This window comes from Acidovorax soli, from assembly GCF_014207955.1.
In the GTDB taxonomy this organism is placed as follows: Bacteria; Pseudomonadota; Gammaproteobacteria; order Burkholderiales; family Burkholderiaceae_C; genus Acidovorax; species Acidovorax soli_A.
The window spans coordinates 70,385-88,965 of sequence record NZ_JACHLK010000012.1 but is presented as its reverse complement, the minus strand read 5'-3'; the positions used below and the strand labels follow the sequence as shown (position 1 = coordinate 88,965).

The 18,581-nt window shown below is 70.0% G+C and carries 12 protein-coding genes, 2 tRNA genes and 1 pseudogene; 7 read left to right on the top strand and 8 right to left on the bottom strand.

The genetic code is table 11. The features are described from left to right. Window position 1: 1 nt before the first annotated feature. On the top strand, window positions 2-1,234 hold the full coding sequence (locus tag HNP48_RS25050; RefSeq protein ID WP_184862235.1) for an FAD-dependent oxidoreductase: 1,233 nt from the start codon (window positions 2-4) through the stop codon (window positions 1,232-1,234). Here the strand turns inward: HNP48_RS25050 and HNP48_RS25045 are convergent. From HNP48_RS25045 to HNP48_RS25030, 4 genes are read right to left on the bottom strand one after another with little or no spacing between them, the layout of a single operon-like run. Next, window positions 1,231-2,451, bottom strand: a complete 1,221-nt coding sequence (locus HNP48_RS25045) for an alpha-hydroxy acid oxidase (RefSeq protein ID WP_184862233.1) — start codon at window positions 2,449-2,451, stop codon at window positions 1,231-1,233. The genes HNP48_RS25050 and HNP48_RS25045 overlap by 4 nt on opposite strands. Before the next feature lie 10 nt (window positions 2,452-2,461). Then, on the bottom strand, window positions 2,462-3,427 hold the full coding sequence (locus HNP48_RS25040; RefSeq protein ID WP_184862231.1) for a tripartite tricarboxylate transporter substrate binding protein: 966 nt from the start codon (window positions 3,425-3,427) through the stop codon (window positions 2,462-2,464). 32 nt (window positions 3,428-3,459) lie between these two features. Then, window positions 3,460-4,158: an RraA family protein gene (locus HNP48_RS25035; protein WP_184862229.1), complete on the bottom strand. Its 699-nt coding sequence runs from the start codon at window positions 4,156-4,158 to the stop codon at window positions 3,460-3,462. A 5-nt stretch (window positions 4,159-4,163) separates the two neighbouring features. Further along, window positions 4,164-5,153, bottom strand: a complete 990-nt coding sequence (locus HNP48_RS25030; protein ID WP_184862227.1) for a hydroxyacid dehydrogenase — start codon at window positions 5,151-5,153, stop codon at window positions 4,164-4,166. A 79-nt stretch (window positions 5,154-5,232) separates the two neighbouring features. On the opposite strand from HNP48_RS25030, the gene HNP48_RS25025 reads away from it, so the two are divergent. Together HNP48_RS25025 and HNP48_RS25020 are read left to right on the top strand one after the other, a co-directional pair. Further along, a complete protein-coding gene (locus tag HNP48_RS25025) occupies window positions 5,233-6,177 on the top strand; it encodes a LysR substrate-binding domain-containing protein (RefSeq protein ID WP_184862225.1) in 945 nt (314 codons plus the stop codon). Between the two features lie 17 nt (window positions 6,178-6,194). Next, on the top strand, window positions 6,195-7,715 hold the full coding sequence (locus HNP48_RS25020; RefSeq protein ID WP_184862223.1) for an NAD(P)H-hydrate dehydratase: 1,521 nt from the start codon (window positions 6,195-6,197) through the stop codon (window positions 7,713-7,715). A 10-nt stretch (window positions 7,716-7,725) separates the two neighbouring features. On the opposite strand, the gene HNP48_RS25015 is transcribed toward HNP48_RS25020, so the two are convergent. Next, complete coding sequence (locus HNP48_RS25015; RefSeq protein WP_184862221.1) at window positions 7,726-8,463, bottom strand: AraC family transcriptional regulator; 738 nt, start codon at window positions 8,461-8,463, stop codon at window positions 7,726-7,728. Window positions 8,464-8,536: 73 nt separating this feature from the next. On the opposite strand from HNP48_RS25015, the gene HNP48_RS25010 reads away from it, so the two are divergent. Next, window positions 8,537-9,511 (top strand): alpha/beta fold hydrolase, encoded by a 975-nt coding sequence (locus tag HNP48_RS25010; protein WP_184862219.1) that lies wholly within the window; start codon window positions 8,537-8,539, stop codon window positions 9,509-9,511. 19 nt (window positions 9,512-9,530) lie between these two features. On the opposite strand, the gene HNP48_RS25005 is transcribed toward HNP48_RS25010, so the two are convergent. After that, on the bottom strand, window positions 9,531-10,475 hold the full coding sequence (locus tag HNP48_RS25005; protein WP_184862217.1) for a LysR substrate-binding domain-containing protein: 945 nt from the start codon (window positions 10,473-10,475) through the stop codon (window positions 9,531-9,533). Between the two features lie 129 nt (window positions 10,476-10,604). Here HNP48_RS25005 and pobA point away from each other — a divergent pair. Then, window positions 10,605-11,802 (top strand): annotated as a pseudogene (gene pobA / locus HNP48_RS35855) (4-hydroxybenzoate 3-monooxygenase). Between the two features lie 82 nt (window positions 11,803-11,884). On the opposite strand, the gene rnr reads toward pobA, so the two are convergent. Further along, complete coding sequence (gene rnr, locus HNP48_RS24995) at window positions 11,885-14,221, bottom strand: ribonuclease R (RefSeq protein WP_184862215.1); 2,337 nt, start codon at window positions 14,219-14,221, stop codon at window positions 11,885-11,887. A gap of 19 nt (window positions 14,222-14,240) precedes the next feature. Between rnr and HNP48_RS24990 the strand changes: the two genes are divergently transcribed. Continuing rightward, window positions 14,241-14,325, top strand: a tRNA-Leu gene (locus HNP48_RS24990). A gap of 293 nt (window positions 14,326-14,618) precedes the next feature. After that, a tRNA-Leu gene (locus HNP48_RS24985) sits at window positions 14,619-14,703 on the top strand. 228 nt (window positions 14,704-14,931) lie between these two features. On the opposite strand, the gene HNP48_RS24980 is transcribed toward HNP48_RS24985, so the two are convergent. Continuing rightward, the gene (locus HNP48_RS24980; RefSeq protein ID WP_184862213.1) at window positions 14,932-17,694 is read right to left on the bottom strand and encodes a DUF349 domain-containing protein; all 2,763 of its coding nucleotides are present in this window, start codon (window positions 17,692-17,694) and stop codon (window positions 14,932-14,934) included. Window positions 17,695-18,581: the final 887 nt, after the last annotated feature.

The window sequence follows — 18,581 nt, the reverse complement described above, 5'->3', positions numbered from 1 at the left end:
CATGAAGATCGCCATCGTGGGCGCCGGCATCATCGGCGTCACCACTGCATATGAACTGGCCCGTGACGGCCATGAGGTCACCGTCTTCGAGCAGCGCAACGCCGCCGCCGAAGATGCCAGCTTTGCCGCCGCCGGCCTGCTGGCCCCCGTGTTGCCCACCCCCTGGTCCCTGCCGGGCATGGCACCCGCCCCGCGGCTCATGGGCGCCCAATCGAGCGTGCGCCTGGCCCAGGGCTTCGGCCGGGCCGATGTCGCCTGGCTGTGGCACTGGAAACGCCTGGCCAGGCGCGGCCCCGGCCCCGCCACCGCACTGGAGCGCCTGGCCCAGTACAGCCTGGAGCGCACGCTGGAGATCGCGGCCGAGCACGAACTCGACTTCGAGGGCACGCCCGGGCGCCTGCTGCTCCTGCGCAACGAGCAAGACCGCGCCCCGCTGCAGCCCCTGCTGCAATGCCTGCGCGATGCCGGCGTGGCGGTGCAAGAGATCGATGCCGCCGCCGCACAGAAGATGGAACCCGGCCTGTGCCCCGAGACGCCGCTGGCCGGCGCCATTGCGCTGCCCGGCGCCGCATCGGGCAACTGCCGCCTGTTCGCCCAACTGCTGCGCCAGGGCACGCAGGCCGGGGGTGTTCACTTCGCCTTCGGCACGCGCGTGCAGCGCCTGTCCGCCAGCCCCATGGGTGTGGTGCTGCAGGGCGACCCCGCCACCCACCGCTTCGATGCCGTGGTGCTGTGCGCGGGCATGGCTTCGGCCGCACTGCTGCCGGCCATCGGACTGCCGCTGCCCCTGACCGCGGTGTACGGCTACTCCATCAGCGCGCCGCTGCGCGAGGACACGCACGCCCCGCAGGCCAGCGTGGTCGACGTGCAGCAGCAGATCAGCATCACCCGCCTGGGCCTGCGTGTGCGCGTGGCCGGCGGGGCCGAGCTGGGCAGCGCCGATGCCGAACACCACGCCCCCACGCTGGCACGCCTGTACCGCACGCTCAACGACTGGTTCCCGGGCGGTGCCCAGCTCTCCACGGGCGTTCAGGCCTGGCGCGGCGCGCGCACCATGCTGCCCGATGGCGCGCCCATGATCGGCGCCAGCGGCATCCCGGGCCTGTGGCTCAACACCGGCCACGGTAGCGGCGGCTTTGCACTGGCCAGCGGCAGCGCGCGCGTGATCGCCGACCTGGTGGCGCAACGCAGCCCGGCCGTGGAGCTTTCCGGGCTGGGCATGCGCAGGTTCTAGAGCGGCACCACGCGCCCGTCGCGCAGATCCTCCAGGCCCCGCGCACCCAGCAAGGCCATGTTGCGATGGATCTCCTGCTGCAGCAGGTCGATGCCATGCCGCACACCGGTCTGGCCTGCCACCGCGGCCGCATACAGAAAAGGCCGGCCCACGAACACGAAGCGGGCGCCCAGAGCCAGGGCCTTGAGCACATCGCTGCCCCGGCGCACACCGCTGTCCATCATCACCGGCAGTTCGGGCACGGCCGCCACGATCTGCGGCAGCACACGCAGCGGCGAGACCGCGCCATCGAGCTGGCGCCCACCATGGTTGGAGACGATGATGCCATCGGCTCCGCAGTCGCGCGCGGCCTGGGCATCGGGCACGCTGAGGATGCCCTTGACCACCAGGCGCCCGGCCCACCGCCGGCGGATCAGGCGCAGGTGCTCCCAGCCCAGGTGGTCGCGCGCGCCGAAGTCGCGCACCGCATCGCGCGAGAGGATGGGAGCCCCGCGCGTGGCCTGCGAGTTCTCGAAATGCGGCATGCCGTGGCGCAGCAAGGTGCGCGCAAAGCTGCCCAACAGCCAGCGCGGGTGCGACACCCCCTGCCAGGCCAGCGACAGGCTGGGCCGCAGCGGGCTGGAAAAGCCCACACGCACATGGTTCTCGCGGTTGCCCGACACGGCGGTATCGGCCGTGACCACCAGCGTGCCGTAGCCCGCACGCGCCACGCGCTCGAGCAGTGCCTCGATGCGCGCCACCTCGCCCGGCACATAGGCCTGGAACCAGGCGTCCGGATGGGCCTGGCGCACCGCCTCCAGCGTGGTCAGCGCGGTGCCGCTGCAGACCATGGGAATGCCCGCCTCTTTCGCGGCCTGCGCCAGTGCCAGGTCGCCCTGGTAGGCGGCCAGCGCGCACATGCCCATGGGCGCGATGCCGAAGGGCGAGGCCCAGGTGTGCCCCCACAGCGTGGTGGCCTGGCTGCGCCCGGCCACGCCCTGCAGCACGCGCGGCACGAAGCCATAGTCCGCAAACGCGCTGCGGTTGCCGGACAGCGAGGCATCGGTCTCGCATCCGCCGGCCACGTAGCCGAACACCGGGCGCGGCAGCAGACAGCGTGCAGCGGGCTCGAAATCCTCCAGCGAGAGAATGGGCCGCAGGCGGCGCGGCGTGCCGGCCGCCACCGTGCGCGAACCGCCCGAGGGCGCCGACGCGGCCAGGGTCTGGGTGGCGGTCATGGATGCCCCGTCATTCGATGCGGATGTTGGCTTCGCGGATCAACGCGCCCCATTTGGCATGCTCGGCCTTGATGTGGGCGGCAAACTGCTGCGGCGTGCCCGGCGTGGGTTCACTGCCTTCCTGCGCGAGCTTTTCCTTCACGTCGGCGCGGGCCAGGATCTTCTGCGCCTCGGCATTGATGCGCGCCACGGCATCGGCCGGCATGCCGGCCGGCCCCACCAGGCCCAGCCAGGTGGTGGCGTCAAAGCCCGCATAGCCCTGCTCGGCCACCGTCGGCACCTTGGGCAAGGCGCCGATGCGACGCGCCGAACTCACGGCCAGCGCGCGGGCCTTGCCGTCCGCCAGCCGCCCCATCACCGAGACGGTGTTGCCGAAATAGGCCTGCACCTGGCCGCCCAGCAGGTCGGTCATGGCCGGGCCCGCGCCCTTGTAGGGCACCTGCAGCAGCTCGACGCCCGCGCGCCGCTCCAGCAGTTCACCGGCCAGATGGCCCACCGTGCCGTTGCCGGCCTGTGCCACGCCGACCTTGCCAGGCTGCGCCTTGGCAGCCTTCACCAGGTCCTCCAGGGTCTTGAACGGCGACTCGGCGCGCACTACCAGCACCACGGGCTGGTCGGCCACCGAGACAATGGGCGTGAGGTCCTTGAGCGGGTCGAACGGCATCTTCGGGTACAGCGAGGGGTTGATGGCCAGATTGGCCGCCTGTCCCATGCCAATGGTGTAGCCATCCGCGGGGGCTTTGGCCACGAAGTCCAGGCCGATGTTGCCGCCCGCGCCGGGCTTGTTGTCGATCACCACCGTCCAGCCCAACAGGGAACTGAATTTCTCGGCGATCAGGCGCGCCGTGGTGTCGGTGCCGCCTCCGGGCGGGAACGGCACCACGAAGCGCAGCGGCCGCGCCGGGTAGCCCTGGGCCCGGGCGGAGCCCAGAACAGCGGCGGCCGCAGTGGCTGCCAGGAAATCACGTCGTTGCATGCTTTGTCTCCTTGTTGTCGTTGGATCGGATCTCAGACCGGGCAACCCTTCTGGCGCAGCAGGGCATTGAAGCGCTCGGGGTCGGGCGTTCCGGCCTGGTTGCCGGCGCGGATCTTGTCTTCGCGCGCCGCGTGGGCACGCACCAGGGGCAGCAGGGCGACGGCCTGGGCGGCGGGCACGCAGAGCACGCCGTCGGCATCACCCAGGATCAGGTCGCCGGGCGCCACGCTCATGCCCGCGCAGGCGATCGGCACATTGACCTCGCCCGGGCCGTCCTTGCTGGGGCCGCGGTGCGTGTGGCTGCGGGCATAGGCGGCCAAGCCGCCCTCGGCCCACTCCACCAGGTCGCGGATGGCGCCATCCACCACGAAGCCGGCAATGCCGCGGGCCACGGCCGTGGTGCGCATGAGCCCGCCGATCAGCGCCTGCGTGGGGTCGCCTGCGCCGTCGATCACGATCACATCGCCGGGCTGCGCCATCTGCAGCGCCACATGGATCATCAGGTTGTCACCCGGGCGCACGCGCACCGTGATGGCCGGCCCGCACAGCGTGAGCTTGAGGTCGCCGTGGTAGGCCGCCAGGCCCAGCGCGCCCACGCTGCGGCCCAGGCAGTCGCTGGCATGGGCCGCGGGCACGGAGCGGAAGGCGGCCACGAGTTCGGCGTCGATGGCCTGGACGCGGGGGCGCACGGCATAGCCAGGAGGCCAGGGAGAGGTGGAGTCGAGAGTCATGTCGGTCACACGGGAAGGGAAAGGGTGGAAAGGACTTGGGGATTGACGCAGCTGCGCACATCGGGCGGCTGGCCTTGCAGGTAGCCCAGCACGTTGCGCGCAGCGCCTTCGGCCATGGCGTCGAGCGCGGCGGCGGTGGAGCCGCCCACATGCGGGGTGAGCACCACCGTGGGCAATTGCGCCAGCGCGTGGCCGGCAGGCAGCGGCTCGGTGGCCATGGTGTCCAGGCCCGCCCCGGCCAGGCGGCCGTCGGCCAGGCGGGCGATGAGGGCAGCCTCGTCCACCACCTCGCCGCGCGCGGTGTTCACCAGCAGCGCGCCAGGGGGCAGTTGGTCCAGCGTCGCACCATCGATCAGGCCGCGCGTGGCAGCGTTCAGAGGCACATGCAGGCTGAGCACATCGCTCACCGCCAGCAGCGGCGCCAGCGCGCCATGCAATTGCACGCCGGGCACAGGCGATGGGCCCTGCAGCGCCGGGTCGAAGGCATGCACCTGCATGCCCAAGGCCTGGGCCACGCGCGCCACGCGCTGGCCCACCTGGCCAAAGCCCAGCAGACCCAGGCGGCGGCCGGCCAGTTGCAGGCCGTCCTGCGCGCGCGTCCAGCGGCCGGCGCGCAGCTCGCCGTCCAGACGCACGATGCGCCGGGCTGCGGACAGCATGAGGCCGATGGTGAGCTCCGCCACCGAGGCGGCATTGGCGCCCGGGGTCACGTACACCGGCACGCCCTGGCGCGTGGCCGCCTCCACCGCGATGTTGCTCACGCCCACGCCGTGCTTGGAGATCACGCGCAGGCTGGGGCAGGCGGCAATGGCGGCGGCCGGCAGGTCCACGGTGCGCGAGACCACGGCATCGAAGGGCGTGGCCGCCATGCGGGCCAGTACCTCGGCGCTGCTGTTGGCGTCGTCGAGGAAGTGCACGCTGCAGCCCTGCTGCTGCAGCAGCGCCAGGCCGGCAGGTGCCAGGCGGGGCGCGGTCACGAAGATCTGGAAGGTCATGGAGCGCGATTCTGGAAAACGCCATTCATTCCGTCCATTCGATAATGATCATCGAATCATCACTTTGGGATATGAATTGATGGACCTGCACCTGCGCGACCTTCGCTTCTTCGAGACCGTGGCGCGGCTGGGCCACCTGGGGCGTGCGGCCGAGGCCGTGGGCCGCTCGCAGCCCGCGCTGACCAAATGCATCCAGCGGCTGGAAGAGCTGGTCGGCAGCCCGCTGTTCGAGCGCGCGGGCCGGGGCATCCGCCTCACCCGCGTGGGCGAGGTGCTGCTGGCGCGCTGCAGCCTGCTGCGCTCGGCCAGCGACGAGCTGGTGCGCGAGGTGCGCGATTTCGCCGAGGGCGCCGCCGGCCAGGTCACGCTGGGCAGCGGGCCTATCGCGGCCGAGCACCTGGTGCCCGAGCTGTGCCGCGCCGTGCTGGCCGAGGCGCCGCGCGTGCGCATCGACGTGGTGGTGGGGCCGAGCGCCGAGCTGCGCGCCCAGCTGCGCCAGGGCCGGCTCGACCTGCTGGTGGGCCTGGCCGTGGATGGTGACCCCGGGCTCGAATCGCACGGCCTGGTGGAAGACGTGGTGGTGGTCGCCGCTGCACGCACGCACCCGGTGTTCCGCCGGCGCAAACTGGAGCAACGCACCCTGCTCGACTACGGCTGGGCCCTGCCCAGCGCCCACATCCCCAGCCGCCAGTGGCTGGACCTGGCCTTCAGCGCACGCGGGCTGCCCACGCCCGAGGTGCGGCTCGAAAGCGGCTCCATCGCGCTGCTGCCGCGCATGGTGGCGCGCACCGAACTGCTGACTTTCGTCTCGCGCCACACCCTGGCACTGGAGCGCGGCGCCGCGCTGCGCGAGGTCGCCCTGCCCGCCACCACGCTGCGCCGCATGCTGGGCGTGACGCACCGGCGCACGGGCTACCTGTCACCGGCCACACAGCGCGTGCTCGGCCTGCTGCGCGAGCGCAGCGAGGAGCTGTACGGCCACGTGGTGCCATCGGACACGCATGCCCCCCGGCGCAGGCGCTGACGGCGCACAATGGGTGCATGCACCGCATCACCCCCGAGCGCCCCCATGCCCTGCACCATACCGCCGCCACGCGCCGCATCGAGCGCGAGGCCGCCGCGGCCCTGCCGCCGCACACGCTGATGCGGCGCGCCGGCCTGGCCGTGGCGCAGTTAGCACAGGCCCTGGCGCCCCATGCGCGCACGGTGTGGATCGCCTGCGGCGCAGGCAACAACGGCGGCGACGGGCTGGAGGCCGCCATGCACCTGCGCCTGGCCGGGCGCCGCGTGGTGGTGACCTGGCTGGGCATGCCCGAGAGCGCGCCGCCCGACGCGCGCCAGTCGTGGGAGCGGGCCCTGGCCGCTGGCGTGGAATGGGCCGACGCCGCGCCCGATGGCCTGACCGCAGCGGACCTGTGCATCGATGCCCTGCTGGGCATCGGCATCACCGCCGCGGCACAAGGCACAGCGCCGCGCGCACCCAACGAGCGTCTGCTGGCCTGCCTGCGCCAGCTGCAGGCCAGCCCGGCCCCGGTGCTGGCAGTGGACCTGCCCTCGGGCCTGGATGCGGACACCGGCCAGTTCGGCGCAGGCCTGGTGCCCGAGCCCCCTTTGCACCTCGCCCCCTCGCCGCGCCACACGCTGAGCCTGCTCACGCTCAAGCCCGGCCTGTTCACCGCTGCCGGCCGCGATGCGGCGGGCTGCGTCTGGCTGGATGACCTGGGCGTGTCGCCCGGCCACGAGCCTCCGAACGCCTGGCTCAGCGGCCCGCCCCTGGCTGCAGCGCGCCTGCACGCCAGCCACAAGGGCAGCCATGGCGATGTGGCCGTGGTGGGCGGCGAAGGCCTGGCCCAGCGCGGCATGGGCATGGGCGGGGCGGCGCTGCTGGCGGCCTCGGCCGCGCTGCACCAGGGCGCGGGCCGCGTGCTGGTGGCGCTGCTGGATGCCGGCCACCTGGAGGTGGACCTGCAGCAACCCGAGCTGATGCTGCGCCGCTTTGCCGCGCTGGAGCTGCAGGGGCTCACCGTGGTGTGCGGCTGCGGCGGCGGCGAAGCCGTGGGCAGCGTGCTGCGCGAGGTGATCGCGCATGCCGCGCGCCTGGTGCTCGATGCCGATGCCCTGAACCTCATCGCGCGCGATGCCGCGCTGCACGCGCTGGTGGTGGCGCGTGGCCAGCATGGCCAGCCCACGGTGCTGACACCGCACCCGCTGGAGGCGGCGCGCCTGCTGGGCCTGACGACCGCCGAGGTGCAGGCCGACCGGCTCGATGCGGCCCAGCAACTGGCGGCGCAATTCAACTGTGTGGCCGTGCTCAAGGGCTCGGGCACCGTGGTGAGTGCCGCCGACCGCGTGCCCGCCATCAACCCCACGGGCAATGGCCTGCTGGCCACGGCCGGCACGGGCGATGTGCTGGCCGGCATGGTCGGCGCGCGCCTGGCCGCGGGCGCGAGCGCACTGCGTGCGGCCAGCGAAGCCGTCTACGCCCACGGGCTGGCGGCGGACCATTGGCCTGCGGGCCAGGCCCTCACGGCCAGTGCGCTGGCACGGCGCCTGAGCGCCTGAGACAGAACGCTCACCGCACCAGCACCACCTCCTTCAGCGGCTTGAGCACACTCGACGGCGTCATGCCGAAGGTCTGGCGGAACATGCGGCTGAAGTGGGCCGAATCCGAGAACGCGCCATGCAGCGCCGCATCCGTGAGGCGCGGGCTGGTGGCCAGCCCGGCCATGGCCAAGCGCACCTGCGACCAGACCCGGTAGCTGCGCAGGCTGACGCCCATCTCGGCGCTGAACAGGTGGTTGAAGCGCGAGGCCGACAACTGCACACCCGCTGCCAGCGCCTCGCGCCCGAGCCGCGCCTCGCCCGGCTGGCGCAGCAGTTGCAGGCTGCGCTGCACACGCGCATCAAGCGGCCTGCCGGGGTCGCAGCGCAGCCGCAGCAGCGCGGGCAGATCGAACTCGCGCAGGTAGGCCTCCATGGTGCTGCGCCCGCGCACGGGGATGGCCACGTCCGGGATCACGCCGCCGTGCACGGCAAAGGGCTGGCGCAGGCTGCGCGCCTCGCGCGAATCGGGTTCCAGGTACATCAGCGCCACCTGTTCGCCACAGGGGTCCAGCAGGTGCTGCACGCCCGCATCGACCAGGGCGCTGTGGCAGTGTTCCACCCGGCCGCCCGCAAGGTGCAGGGCGAAGCGGCCCGACAGGCCGATCAGCAGCACCGGCGCCGCATGGCCATGCCAGCCCGTGGGCGGCAGGTTGCCGACATACAGGGCCCGGTCCCCACCCAGGGTCAGCCTGCTGTGCGCCGGCATAGCCCAAACATGCAAGTCTTCACACCATGCTCCCGGTAGCCTTCAACGATCCCCACGCACCGGAGACCTGTTCTTGAAGCGCATCCTTGTTGTCACCGCAGCGGCCATCGCCTTGGCCACCACCCTCCTCTACTACGCTGCACCCCAGCCGTTCCAGCAAGCCCTGCTGGGACTGAACCGCCAGTTGTCGGGCCTCTCCGCCCACACGGTCCGGATCCCCGGACACGAAGTGCACTACCTGGACAGCGCGGCGCCCGCCGGCAACCGGCTTCCCGTCATCCTGCTGCACGGCATTTTTGCCGAGAAGGACCACTGGGCGGATTTTGCCCGCCCGCTCACGGCCACCCACCGCGTGATCGTGCCGGACATTCCCGGCTTTGGCGAGAGCACGCGCGACGACTCCCTGCCCTACGACTATGCGGCCCATACCGCGCGGCTGCTTGCACTCATGGACGCCTGGGGCATCGGGCAGGCCCACCTGGCCGGCAACTCCATGGGCGGCACCATCGCCGCGCTGCTGGCGCGCGAGCACCCCGAACGGGTGGCGAGCGTGGCCTTCATTGGCGCGCCCCACGGCCTGCGCTCGCCCCGGCCGAGCCGCATGGACGAGCTCATCGACGCCGGGCAGCGCCCGCTGGTGGCCCCCGATGCCCCCGCGTTCGAGGCCATGATGGGCCTGGTCTTCGAGAAACGTCCGTTCCTGCCCTACCCCATCCTGCACGCCAGCGAGCAGGCCGCCACCCGCAACGCGGCCTCCAACGCGCGGCTGTGGGACGCGCAGCTCAAGGACCGGTACCTGCTGCAGCGGCGCCTGGCCCAAGGCCTGCCGCAGCCCACGCTGGCGCTGTGGGGCGAACAGGACCGGGTCTTCGACATCTCGGGAGCCCGCACGCTCGCCGGCCTGCTGCCGGGCGCACGCATCGAGCCCCTGCCAGGCATCGGCCACCTGCCCATGATGGAGGCCCCGGGCGATACCGCACAGCGCTACCTGGGCTTCCTGTCGCAGCAAAGGCCCCTGGGCGCCTCCCAGGCCCAGGCAGCGCCGTGAAGAAGGGCCGGCAGCAGACTCAGGGGCGCACACCCCTGGCCTGCCCGATGACCGCATCGCTGGCACCGCCGGTCAGCACGCGCGCGAACGACTGGCACATCCCGGCAAAGGTGTCGGCCACGCCCGCGAGCGGGGTATCTGCGCGGTAGATCAGGCAGTTGTCGAAGCTGGGGGGATGCTCGTCAATGGCCAGGGCCACCATGCCATCGCCCAGCAATTGGCCATCCACCATGGCGGCGGGCACCATGGCCAGCCAGTTGGTGCCGCCCAGCAAGGGCGCCAGGTGCGAAAAGGACTCGCAGGTGGCCGCCACCCGGGGCATGGGCAGGCCCTGCTCCGCATGGAAACGCAGCACGGTGCCCCCGGGCCCGCCCGGCGGCCCCAGCAGCACCCACTCCTGCCCCTGCAGGGCCTGGAGGCTGCGTGCCTGCGCCAGCGGATGGCCGCGCCGGGCGATCACCACCAGCGCACTGCGGAACAGCCGTCGCACTTCGAAGCCCGCAGCCACGCCACCATCGGGCACAGCGGTCACCGCCAGCTGGATGCGTGCCTGCTGCAGCTCGGGCAGCAACTGCTCGTAGAAGCCGCTGAACAGGCGCAGTTGCACCGCCGGAAACCGGCGATGGAACTCCGGCACCACGAGGGGGAGCAGCACGGCAGCCGGCGTGGGCCCCAGGCCGACCGCCAGGTGGCCCGCCTCGGCATGCAGGGCCTGCAGGGCATCCTCCTGGGCCTTGCCGGCCTCGCGCGTGATCAGCCGGGCGCGGGGCAGCAGCCGCTCGCCCTGCTCCGTCAACACGGCGCCCTGCACGGACCGGCGCAGCAAGGGCACGCCCAGCGCGGCCTCCAGCGCCTTCAGGCTCATGGTCAAGCCCGCCTGGGACATGCCGAGCCGGCGCGACGCGGCCCGGAAGCTCCCGCATTCGACCACCGCCAAAAAGGCCTTCAACTGCTGCAGCGTCATGGGTCATTTGATAAGAAATCCTGATCACTATAAGCCTGCCCTGGCTTCTGCGCAGACGGTGCTTTTCTTAGATTTGCACAGCAGGCGTGCATGTCGCCGCCCCGCAACCCTTCTGTAAAACCAATCATCATGAAAACACAAGTGGCCATCATCGGCGGCGGCCCCGCAGGCCTGCTCCTGTCCCATCTGCTGCACCAGGCGGGAGTGGACAGCGTGGTGCTGGAGCACCGCAGCCGCGCGCAGGTCCAGTCGCGCATCCGCGCCGGTGTGCTGGAGCAGGGCACGGTCGATCTGCTGCGCCGTTGCGGCCTGGGCGAACGCATGGACCGCGAGGGCCATGCGCACGACGGAATGCAGGTCGCCTGGGCCGGCCGTGAGAGCTTCTTCATCGACGTGCGCAAGCACCTGGGCAAACGCTTCGTGGCCTATGGGCAGACGCAGATCCAGGAAGACCTGCACGCGGCCTGCGACGCCCGTTCGGCCCGCGTCGTCCACGAGGCGATGGACGTGGCACTGCATGGCGTGGCAAGCGCACACCCGTACGTCAGCTTCGTGCATGCGGGGCAACCGCAGCGCCTGGACTGCCAGTTCATCGCGGGTTGCGACGGGTTCCATGGCGTATCGCGCAAGGCCATCCCGGCAAGTGTTCTGCGCGAATTCGAAAAGGTCTATCCCTTTGGCTGGCTGGGCATTCTCTCGGAGACACCACCGCTGCCGGACATCGTCTACGCCAACCATCCGCGCGGTTTTGCGCTCGCCTCCATGCGCAGCCCCACACTGAGCCGCTACTACCTGCAGGTGCCACTGGACACGCGCACCGAGGACTGGCCGGACGAGCGCTTCTGGAACGAACTCAAGGCCCGCTACCCGCGCGAGCTGGCCGAGCGCATCGCCACCGGTCCGTCGATCGAGAAATCGCTCGCCCCCCCTGCGCAGCTATGTCGCCGAGCCGATGCGCCACGGCCAGCTGTTCCTCGCGGGCGATGCGGCGCACATCGTCCCGCCCACCGGGGCCAAGGGGCTCAACCTGGCCGTGTCGGACGTGTTCTACCTCTCGCGGGCGCTGGCCCACTTCTACGGCACCGGCTCATCGGACCTGCTCGATGGCTACAGCGACATGGCCTTGCGCCGTGTCTGGGCCTCGGTGCGCACCTCCTGGTACCTGACCAACCTGCTGCACCGTTTTCCCGACAGCACAGCCTTCGACCAGCGGGCCCAGGAGCACGAGCTGGAGTACCTGCGCAGCAGCCCCGCAGCACAGCTGGCACTGGCAGAGCAATATGCCGGTTTGCCGTTCGAACCCGTCGGAGGGTCCCACACGGGATGAAGCGAAAAGCCACCCCGCCCGCGCAACCGGACGGCGGTGGCATGCCGAGCCCCCCCCAGGGCGGGGCTCGGCCGCGAACGACTCAGCCGCGGCGCGGCTTGCGCCCCTTGCTGCCCGCCTTGCCCTTGGCGGCGGCCTTTTTCACCGAGGCCTTGAGCTCCTGGATCGGCGAGCGCGCCGCACGCTCGCGCGTGAGCGATGCCATCTCGGTGGCCGATGCATCTGCCGCTTTCGCCTTGGAGCGGCCACTGCCGCCGCCCCCTTTGCGCGGACCCTTGCCGGAGCCCCCGTGGCCATCCTGGGGCACGCCCTTGTCCTTGAGCGCCCGGCCCACCAGCTCTTCGCCTTCGCGCACCAGGCGGAAGTCGATCCTGCGGCCGTCGAGGTCCACGCGGCTCACCTGCACACGCACGCGTGCGCCGATAGCGTAGCGGATGCCCGTGCGCTCGCCGCGCAGCTCCTGGCGCGCCTCGTCAAACTTGAAGTACTCGCCGCCCAGTTCGGTGATGTGCACCAGGCCCTCGACGTACATGGCATCGAGCGTGACGAAGATGCCGAAGCTGGTCGCAGCGCTGACCACGCCGCTGTATTCCTCGCCCAGGTGTTCGCGCATGTACTTGCACTTGAGCCAGGCCTCCACGTCGCGGCTGGCCTCGTCGGCGCGGCGTTCGTTGGCGCTGCAGTGCAGGCCTGCGGCCTCCCAGGCCTGGGTCTCACGGCTGGGCGGCTTGACATCCTTGCGCGGCTTCATGCCGGGCGCCGCCACGCGCGAGGCCAGGCGCTTGGCCAGCTTGGCGTGGGCCTCGCCCGGCGTGGGCAGCGAGGGCAGCTTGTACTGCGTCTTACCCAGGATGGCCTTGATCACGCGGTGCACCAGCAGGTCCGGATAGCGCCGGATGGGGCTGGTGAAATGGGTATAGGCTTCGAACGCCAGGCCGAAGTGGCCACTGTTGATGGGCGTGTAGATGGCCTGCTGCATGGAGCGCAGCAGCATGGTGTGGATCTGCTGGGCGTCGGGCCGGTCCTTGGTGGCCTCGGCAATCGCCTGGAACTCGCCGGGCTTGGGATCGTCGCCAATGCTCATGCCCACGCCCATGGCCTTGAGGTAGTTGCGCAGGATCTCCTGTTTCTCGGGCGTGGGGCCTTCGTGCACGCGGAACAGGCCGGGCTGGCCGCCCTGGGCGATGAAGTCGGCGCTGCACACGTTGGCGGCCAGCATGGCCTCCTCGATGAGCTTGTGTGCGTCGTTGCGCGTGCGCGGCACGATCTTCTCGATGCGGCCGTTCTCGTCGCAGATGATCTGGGTCTCGGTGGTCTCGAAGTCCACCGCGCCGCGCTGGCCGCGCGCCACCAGCAGCGCGCGGTACACGTCGTGCAGGTTGAGCAGGTCCTTGACGCGCTCCTTGCGCTTGCTCGCCTCGGGCCCGCGCGTATTGGCCAGGATGGCCGCCACCTCGGTGTAGGTGAAGCGCGCATGGCTGAACATCACGGCAGGGTAGAACTGGTAGGCATGCACCTCGCCCTTGGCCGTGACCAGCATGTCGCAGACCATGCACAGGCGCTCCACCTCGGGGTTGAGCGAGCACAGGCCGTTGGACAGCTTCTCGGGCAGCATGGGGATCACGCGGCGCGGGAAGTACACGCTGGTGGCGCGGTCGTAGGCGTCGATGTCGATGGCGCTGCCAGTCTCCACATAGTGGCTCACGTCGGCAATGGCCACCAGCAGGCGCCAGCCCTTGCCGCGGCCCACGCGTGCGGGCTCGCAGTACACGGCGTCGTCGAAGTCGCGCGCGTCCTCGCCATCGATGGTGACCAGGGGCACGTCGGTCAAGTCCACGCGGCGCTTCTTGTCCTGCGCACGCACCTTGTCGGGCAGGGCCTTGGCCTGCGCCAGGCACTCGGCCGAGAACTCGTGCGGCACGCCGTACTTGCGCACCGCGATCTCGATCTCCATGCCGGGGTCGTCGACCTCGCCCAGCACCTCGGTGATGCGGCCCACGGGCTGGCCGAACAGGGCCGGCGGCTCGGTGAGTTCAACCACGACCACCTGGCCAGGCTTGGCAGCGCCGGTGGCGCCCTTGGGGATCAGCACGTCCTGGCCGTAGCGCTTGTCTTCGGGTGCGACGAGCCAGACACCGCTTTCCTGCAGCAGCCGGCCGATGATGGGCTGGGGCGGGCGCTCGATGATCTCGACCACGCGGCCTTCGGGACGGCCGCGGCGGTCCTGGCGCACGATGCGCACGCGCACACGGTCCTTGTGCAGCACGGCACGCATTTCGTTGGGGGGGATATAGATGTCGCCTTCGCCGTCATCACGCACGACGAAACCATGGCCATCACGGTGCCCCTGCACGCTTCCTTCAATTTCATCCGACAAATGTGCAGACGAAGTGCTGGGGGTGGTTTTTTTGATATACAATCTGAGTCTTTCCTGAAATGCCCAGGTGGCGGAATTGGTAGACGCACTAGTTTCAGGTACTAGCGAGTAACATCGTGGAGGTTCGAGTCCTCTCCTGGGCACCAAGTTTAACGAGAACCAGTGATGGTTTTCGAAATATTGAAAAAGCCGCTGTGTCCACAGCGGCTTTTTTGTTTTCCGCACACGCGCCGCACCACATCTTCGCAGTGCGCCGGAGCGGGCAACACACCGCCCCACACCGCTTGCCTCCCGGCACCCTCCACGCACCGCATGCATCCCCGTGATCGGCGCCACGGCCATCAGGCGATCCCGTGCCGCCTTCCAACAATTTTCAAAAAAGTTGGCAAATTTCCTGGCGACCCCAAAAAACGTTCTATAATTCAAATCTGATCTGAAAGCCCAGGTGGCGGAATTGGTAGACGCACTAGTTTCAGGTACTAGCGAGTAACATCGTGGAGGTTCGAGTCCTCTCCTGGGCACCAAACACATAAAAAGCCGTTGCATTCGCAACGGCTTTTTTGTTTTCGGCCTCCCCTCAGACTCCACCAGCCAGTGCGGCCATGCGCCCGCGCCCACTGCAGCACACACAGCCTGCACGCCCATCGCCCAAAAAACAACGCGCCTTCGCAGCCGCGCCCGGGGGCGCGCACGCGAAGGCGCGTTGTCATGCAGATGCGGCACAGGGCCGCAGCCCTGCACCCCATCGCTCCTTACTTGCGCAGCAGGTTCTTCAGCACGTTCTGCAGACGGCGGGCCGTGGCCGCATCGCTGCCGCTGGCCAGCACCTTGGCCGCATCCTGGCCCCAGGTCTGCTCAGGCGCAGGGTCGTTGCGGCGCGTGAGCAGCTGCAGCTGCAGCAGGCGGCGCGCAGCAATGTGCTCGGCCGGCGTGGGCACCTCGGCCGCCATTTCCAGGCGCAGCAGCGCTTCGGCCGCATCGCCCTTGGGCGCAGCCGACAGGGCCTGCGTCCACGCGGTGCGCACTGCCGGTGTCACGCGGCCGCCCAGCTCCTGGGCGCTCGGAACCTGCGCGGCATCGCGCTTTTCCCAGGCCGAGAGCAGTTGCGTGAGGGCCTCGCCATGGGCCTGGGCCGCCAGCTTCTTGAGCGCCAGTTGGGCGTGCTCCATGGCATCGCGCTGGGCACGGAAGGCCGTATCGCCCAGGCGCGGACCGCGGTCTTCGTAGGCTGGACGCTCGCGGTCACCAAAACGGCCGCCGCGCTCACCACCACGATCGCCGGGACGGCCATCACGCGGACCACCACGGCCCGCATCGCCCCGGCCACCGTCGCGGCGTTCACCCGGACGCGCACCCCGGCCCGGGGCCGCAGGCGCATCCTTCTTCATGCCGGGGCGGTCGTCGCCGCGCACGGCCACCACGGGGCGAGCCGGCTTGGGCGGGGCCACGGGAGCGGGCGCCGCCGCAGCAGCCTCGCCCTCGGCGGCCGTGCCATCGGCCGGCGCCTCGCTGCCGGCATCGGCAGCCTGTGCGGCAGCGACCGGTTCGCTCTTCGGAGCCGATGCTGCAGCCGCCTCCGCCGCCTGGGCCTGGCCACGCAGGGCCGCTTCAAGGGCCTGCACGGCGGCGCGGATCTGCTGCGCATCGCCCGTGGCGTTGGCGGCTTCGAGCGCCTTGGAGGCGTCGAGCACCACACGGTCGCGCGCGCTCAGTTCGGTCGCCGCCTTTTCGCGGTCGGCCGACTTGCGGTTGAAGGCCTCGTCGATGGGCTTGCGGAAGGCATCCCAGAGCTTTTGCTCGTGCTTGCGGTCCAGCGGCACGGTCTGCGCTTCGGCCTGCCAGCGCTGCTGCAGCGCCTTGACGGCATCGATGCGCAAGGCGGGCGCAGCGCCCAGCGCCACGGCCTCGTCGATCATCGCGTGGCGGCGCGCCAGGCTGTCTTTCTGCGCGGCGTCCAGCGGAGCACCGGCCGCAGCGATGGCCTGCTTCCACAGCGGCTGCAATTCGGCAAAGATCTTCTCGCCCACATGGCCACCTTCGCGCCAGCGGTCGCCGAACTGGTAGAGCGCACGGTTGATGGCCTTCCAGTCACCCGAGTTGGCGTGCTCCTGCGTCCAGGCCTTGACCTCTTCGATCAGTGCCAGGCGCTGGGCCTTGTGCTCGGCGGCATCGGCGCGGATCTTGTCGAGCCAGCCCTCCACCACCTTGTGCGCGGCGTTGCAGGCTTCGTCGAATTTCTTCCACAGGCCGTGGTTGGGCGCACCGCCCTGGTCGGCCTGCTTCCATTGCTCGCGCAGGGCACGCAGGGTTTCCTGCATCTTGCGACCACCCAGGGCCTGGCCCTCGGGGCGGTTGAGCAGGCCCTCGGCCTTGGCCACGAGGTCTTCGCGCACCTGGTCGGCGCCCCAGCGCTGCCAGCCTTCGAGCTCGCCAGCGGCCACCAGGGCCGTGTGCACCTGCTGCTCCAGCGCGGCATCGATGTGCTTGCCATGGTTCTTGAGCACGGCGCGCAGGGCGGCGGCTGCACCGGCACTGGCCTTGCCGTGGCCTTCGGCGGTTTCCTTCTCGAGCACCACCAGGGCCTCGCGCACGGCCTGCACGGCCTTTTCGCGCACCTCGGGGTCGACCTTGGGCTTGTTCTGCGCGCGAGCGGGCTTGGCCGCCGCACCCGGTGCAGTCGCCGCGGCTGCGGCGGCTGCCTCGGTGGGCAAACCACGCGCCACGCGCAGCTCATCGGCCCACACGGGCACGGGCGGCAGCGGGGCATTGGCGTCTTCGGCCGCAGCGGCTGCCTGGGCCACCGCGGGCTGGAAGGCGTCCCACACCACCAGCAGCTGGGTGCGCGAGGCATCGAGCAGCGGCGGGAAGCGCGCCTCCACGCTGGCCCAGCTGGCATCACCGGTCAGCTCCTGGGCCTGCTCCTGCCAGCGCGCCACGTCGCCGCGCAGCAGCTCCAGTGCGGCCTGTGCATCACGCCAGGGCTTGGTGGACAGCACTTCGATGCGCTGCGCCAGCAGCACGGCGGCTTCGCGCTGCACCTGCACGCGGTGCTGCAGGTCCTCGATGACCTTCACGCGGTCGGCTACCTGCACCTTGAGCAGGGACAGCGGCTCGCGCGACAGCGGCGCGCCGGCCTTGGCCGCGTCGCGCTGCCAAGCCAGGGCATCGGCAATGTTGAGCTTGGGCGCAGCCAGCAGGGCCTGGGCCTTTTCGGCCCACTCGGCGGCAATGGCCTCCTGGCCCTTGGCGCGGCGGATTTCGTCGAGGCGCTCGCGCACGGCGCGGGCGGCGCCCTTGTCGCGGCCGCTCAGCTCCTTGAACACTTCCTGCAGCTGCTCGGGCGCCGGCTGGGTGGCCAGCCAGTCGCGGATGCGGGAGGCGCGCTCACCCGAGGTGGCGGCAGAGAAGGCGCCGCCGGTCAGTGCATCCAGGGGATGCGCCTCTTGGGTTTTGGCCGGGGCCGGATTCACTTCAGGTGCGTCGGACATTTTGCTGCGGGAAAAAAATGGAAACATGGATCCAAAGGATTACGAACGGCCATCCCTGCATCCGGGTGGACGCGCAAAGCCCCCAGGGCTTGCGCCAACCCCCAGCAGGTGCATGGCAGAAAACGGGCTATTTTCACCGGGTTCGTGCAGGCGGGCCACCAGCCGTCCTGGCGAGGGGATTCCTCGGGGGAAGTCCTGTCCAGGGCCACCCGGTGCGCGGGCATCTGCACCCTGCCTTGCAGGGTTGCGGTGTCTCCCCGGGGCCTGTGCCCGCTCTGGGAATTGCCCCCATTATCTATATATATGCGGCAAGCCCCCATTCAATGGCTTGAGGCAGTTCAACCCGGGCCCATCCAGGCCGGCCCACAGGCACGGCAGCAGGCCGCCGGCATGCAGCTTTCAGCCATGGCAGGCGCCAGCACCCAAGGCAAAACACCCGCCCACAAACGAGAAAGCCCGGGGGACTCTCCGAAGTGGACAGTCTCCCGGGCTTGACGGCTGACACAACGGTCTTTTGCCATCGTTTCGCACTGCGGAGATGAAGGTCCGCTGAGCGAGGAGGCAAGGTATTGCCTCCAGGGGGTGCCATAGAAGTTTCATCTGCTGCACCGCGGCACTGAATGCCCATCGGCGGGAGAGTTCGCTTCGTCTGGCGATGCCTGAAATCAACAGGCCACTGAACCTTACCAAAGTCGCTTCGGGACCTCAAGCCGGTTTTGCAATGGGTAGGAAAAAGCCGATTGAATTTGACATAGCGGTGTCATGGCCCTCTGGTGCACACCACCGGCCTTCCGAGGGAAAAAACCCCAAAACCTGTGTTTATTACCAGATTTTTCATTACAAATTCATCTAACATTGCAATTTGTTAGTATTGACTAGCTATTTGGTGACCTCCTAGAATCCGCCAGCCTCAA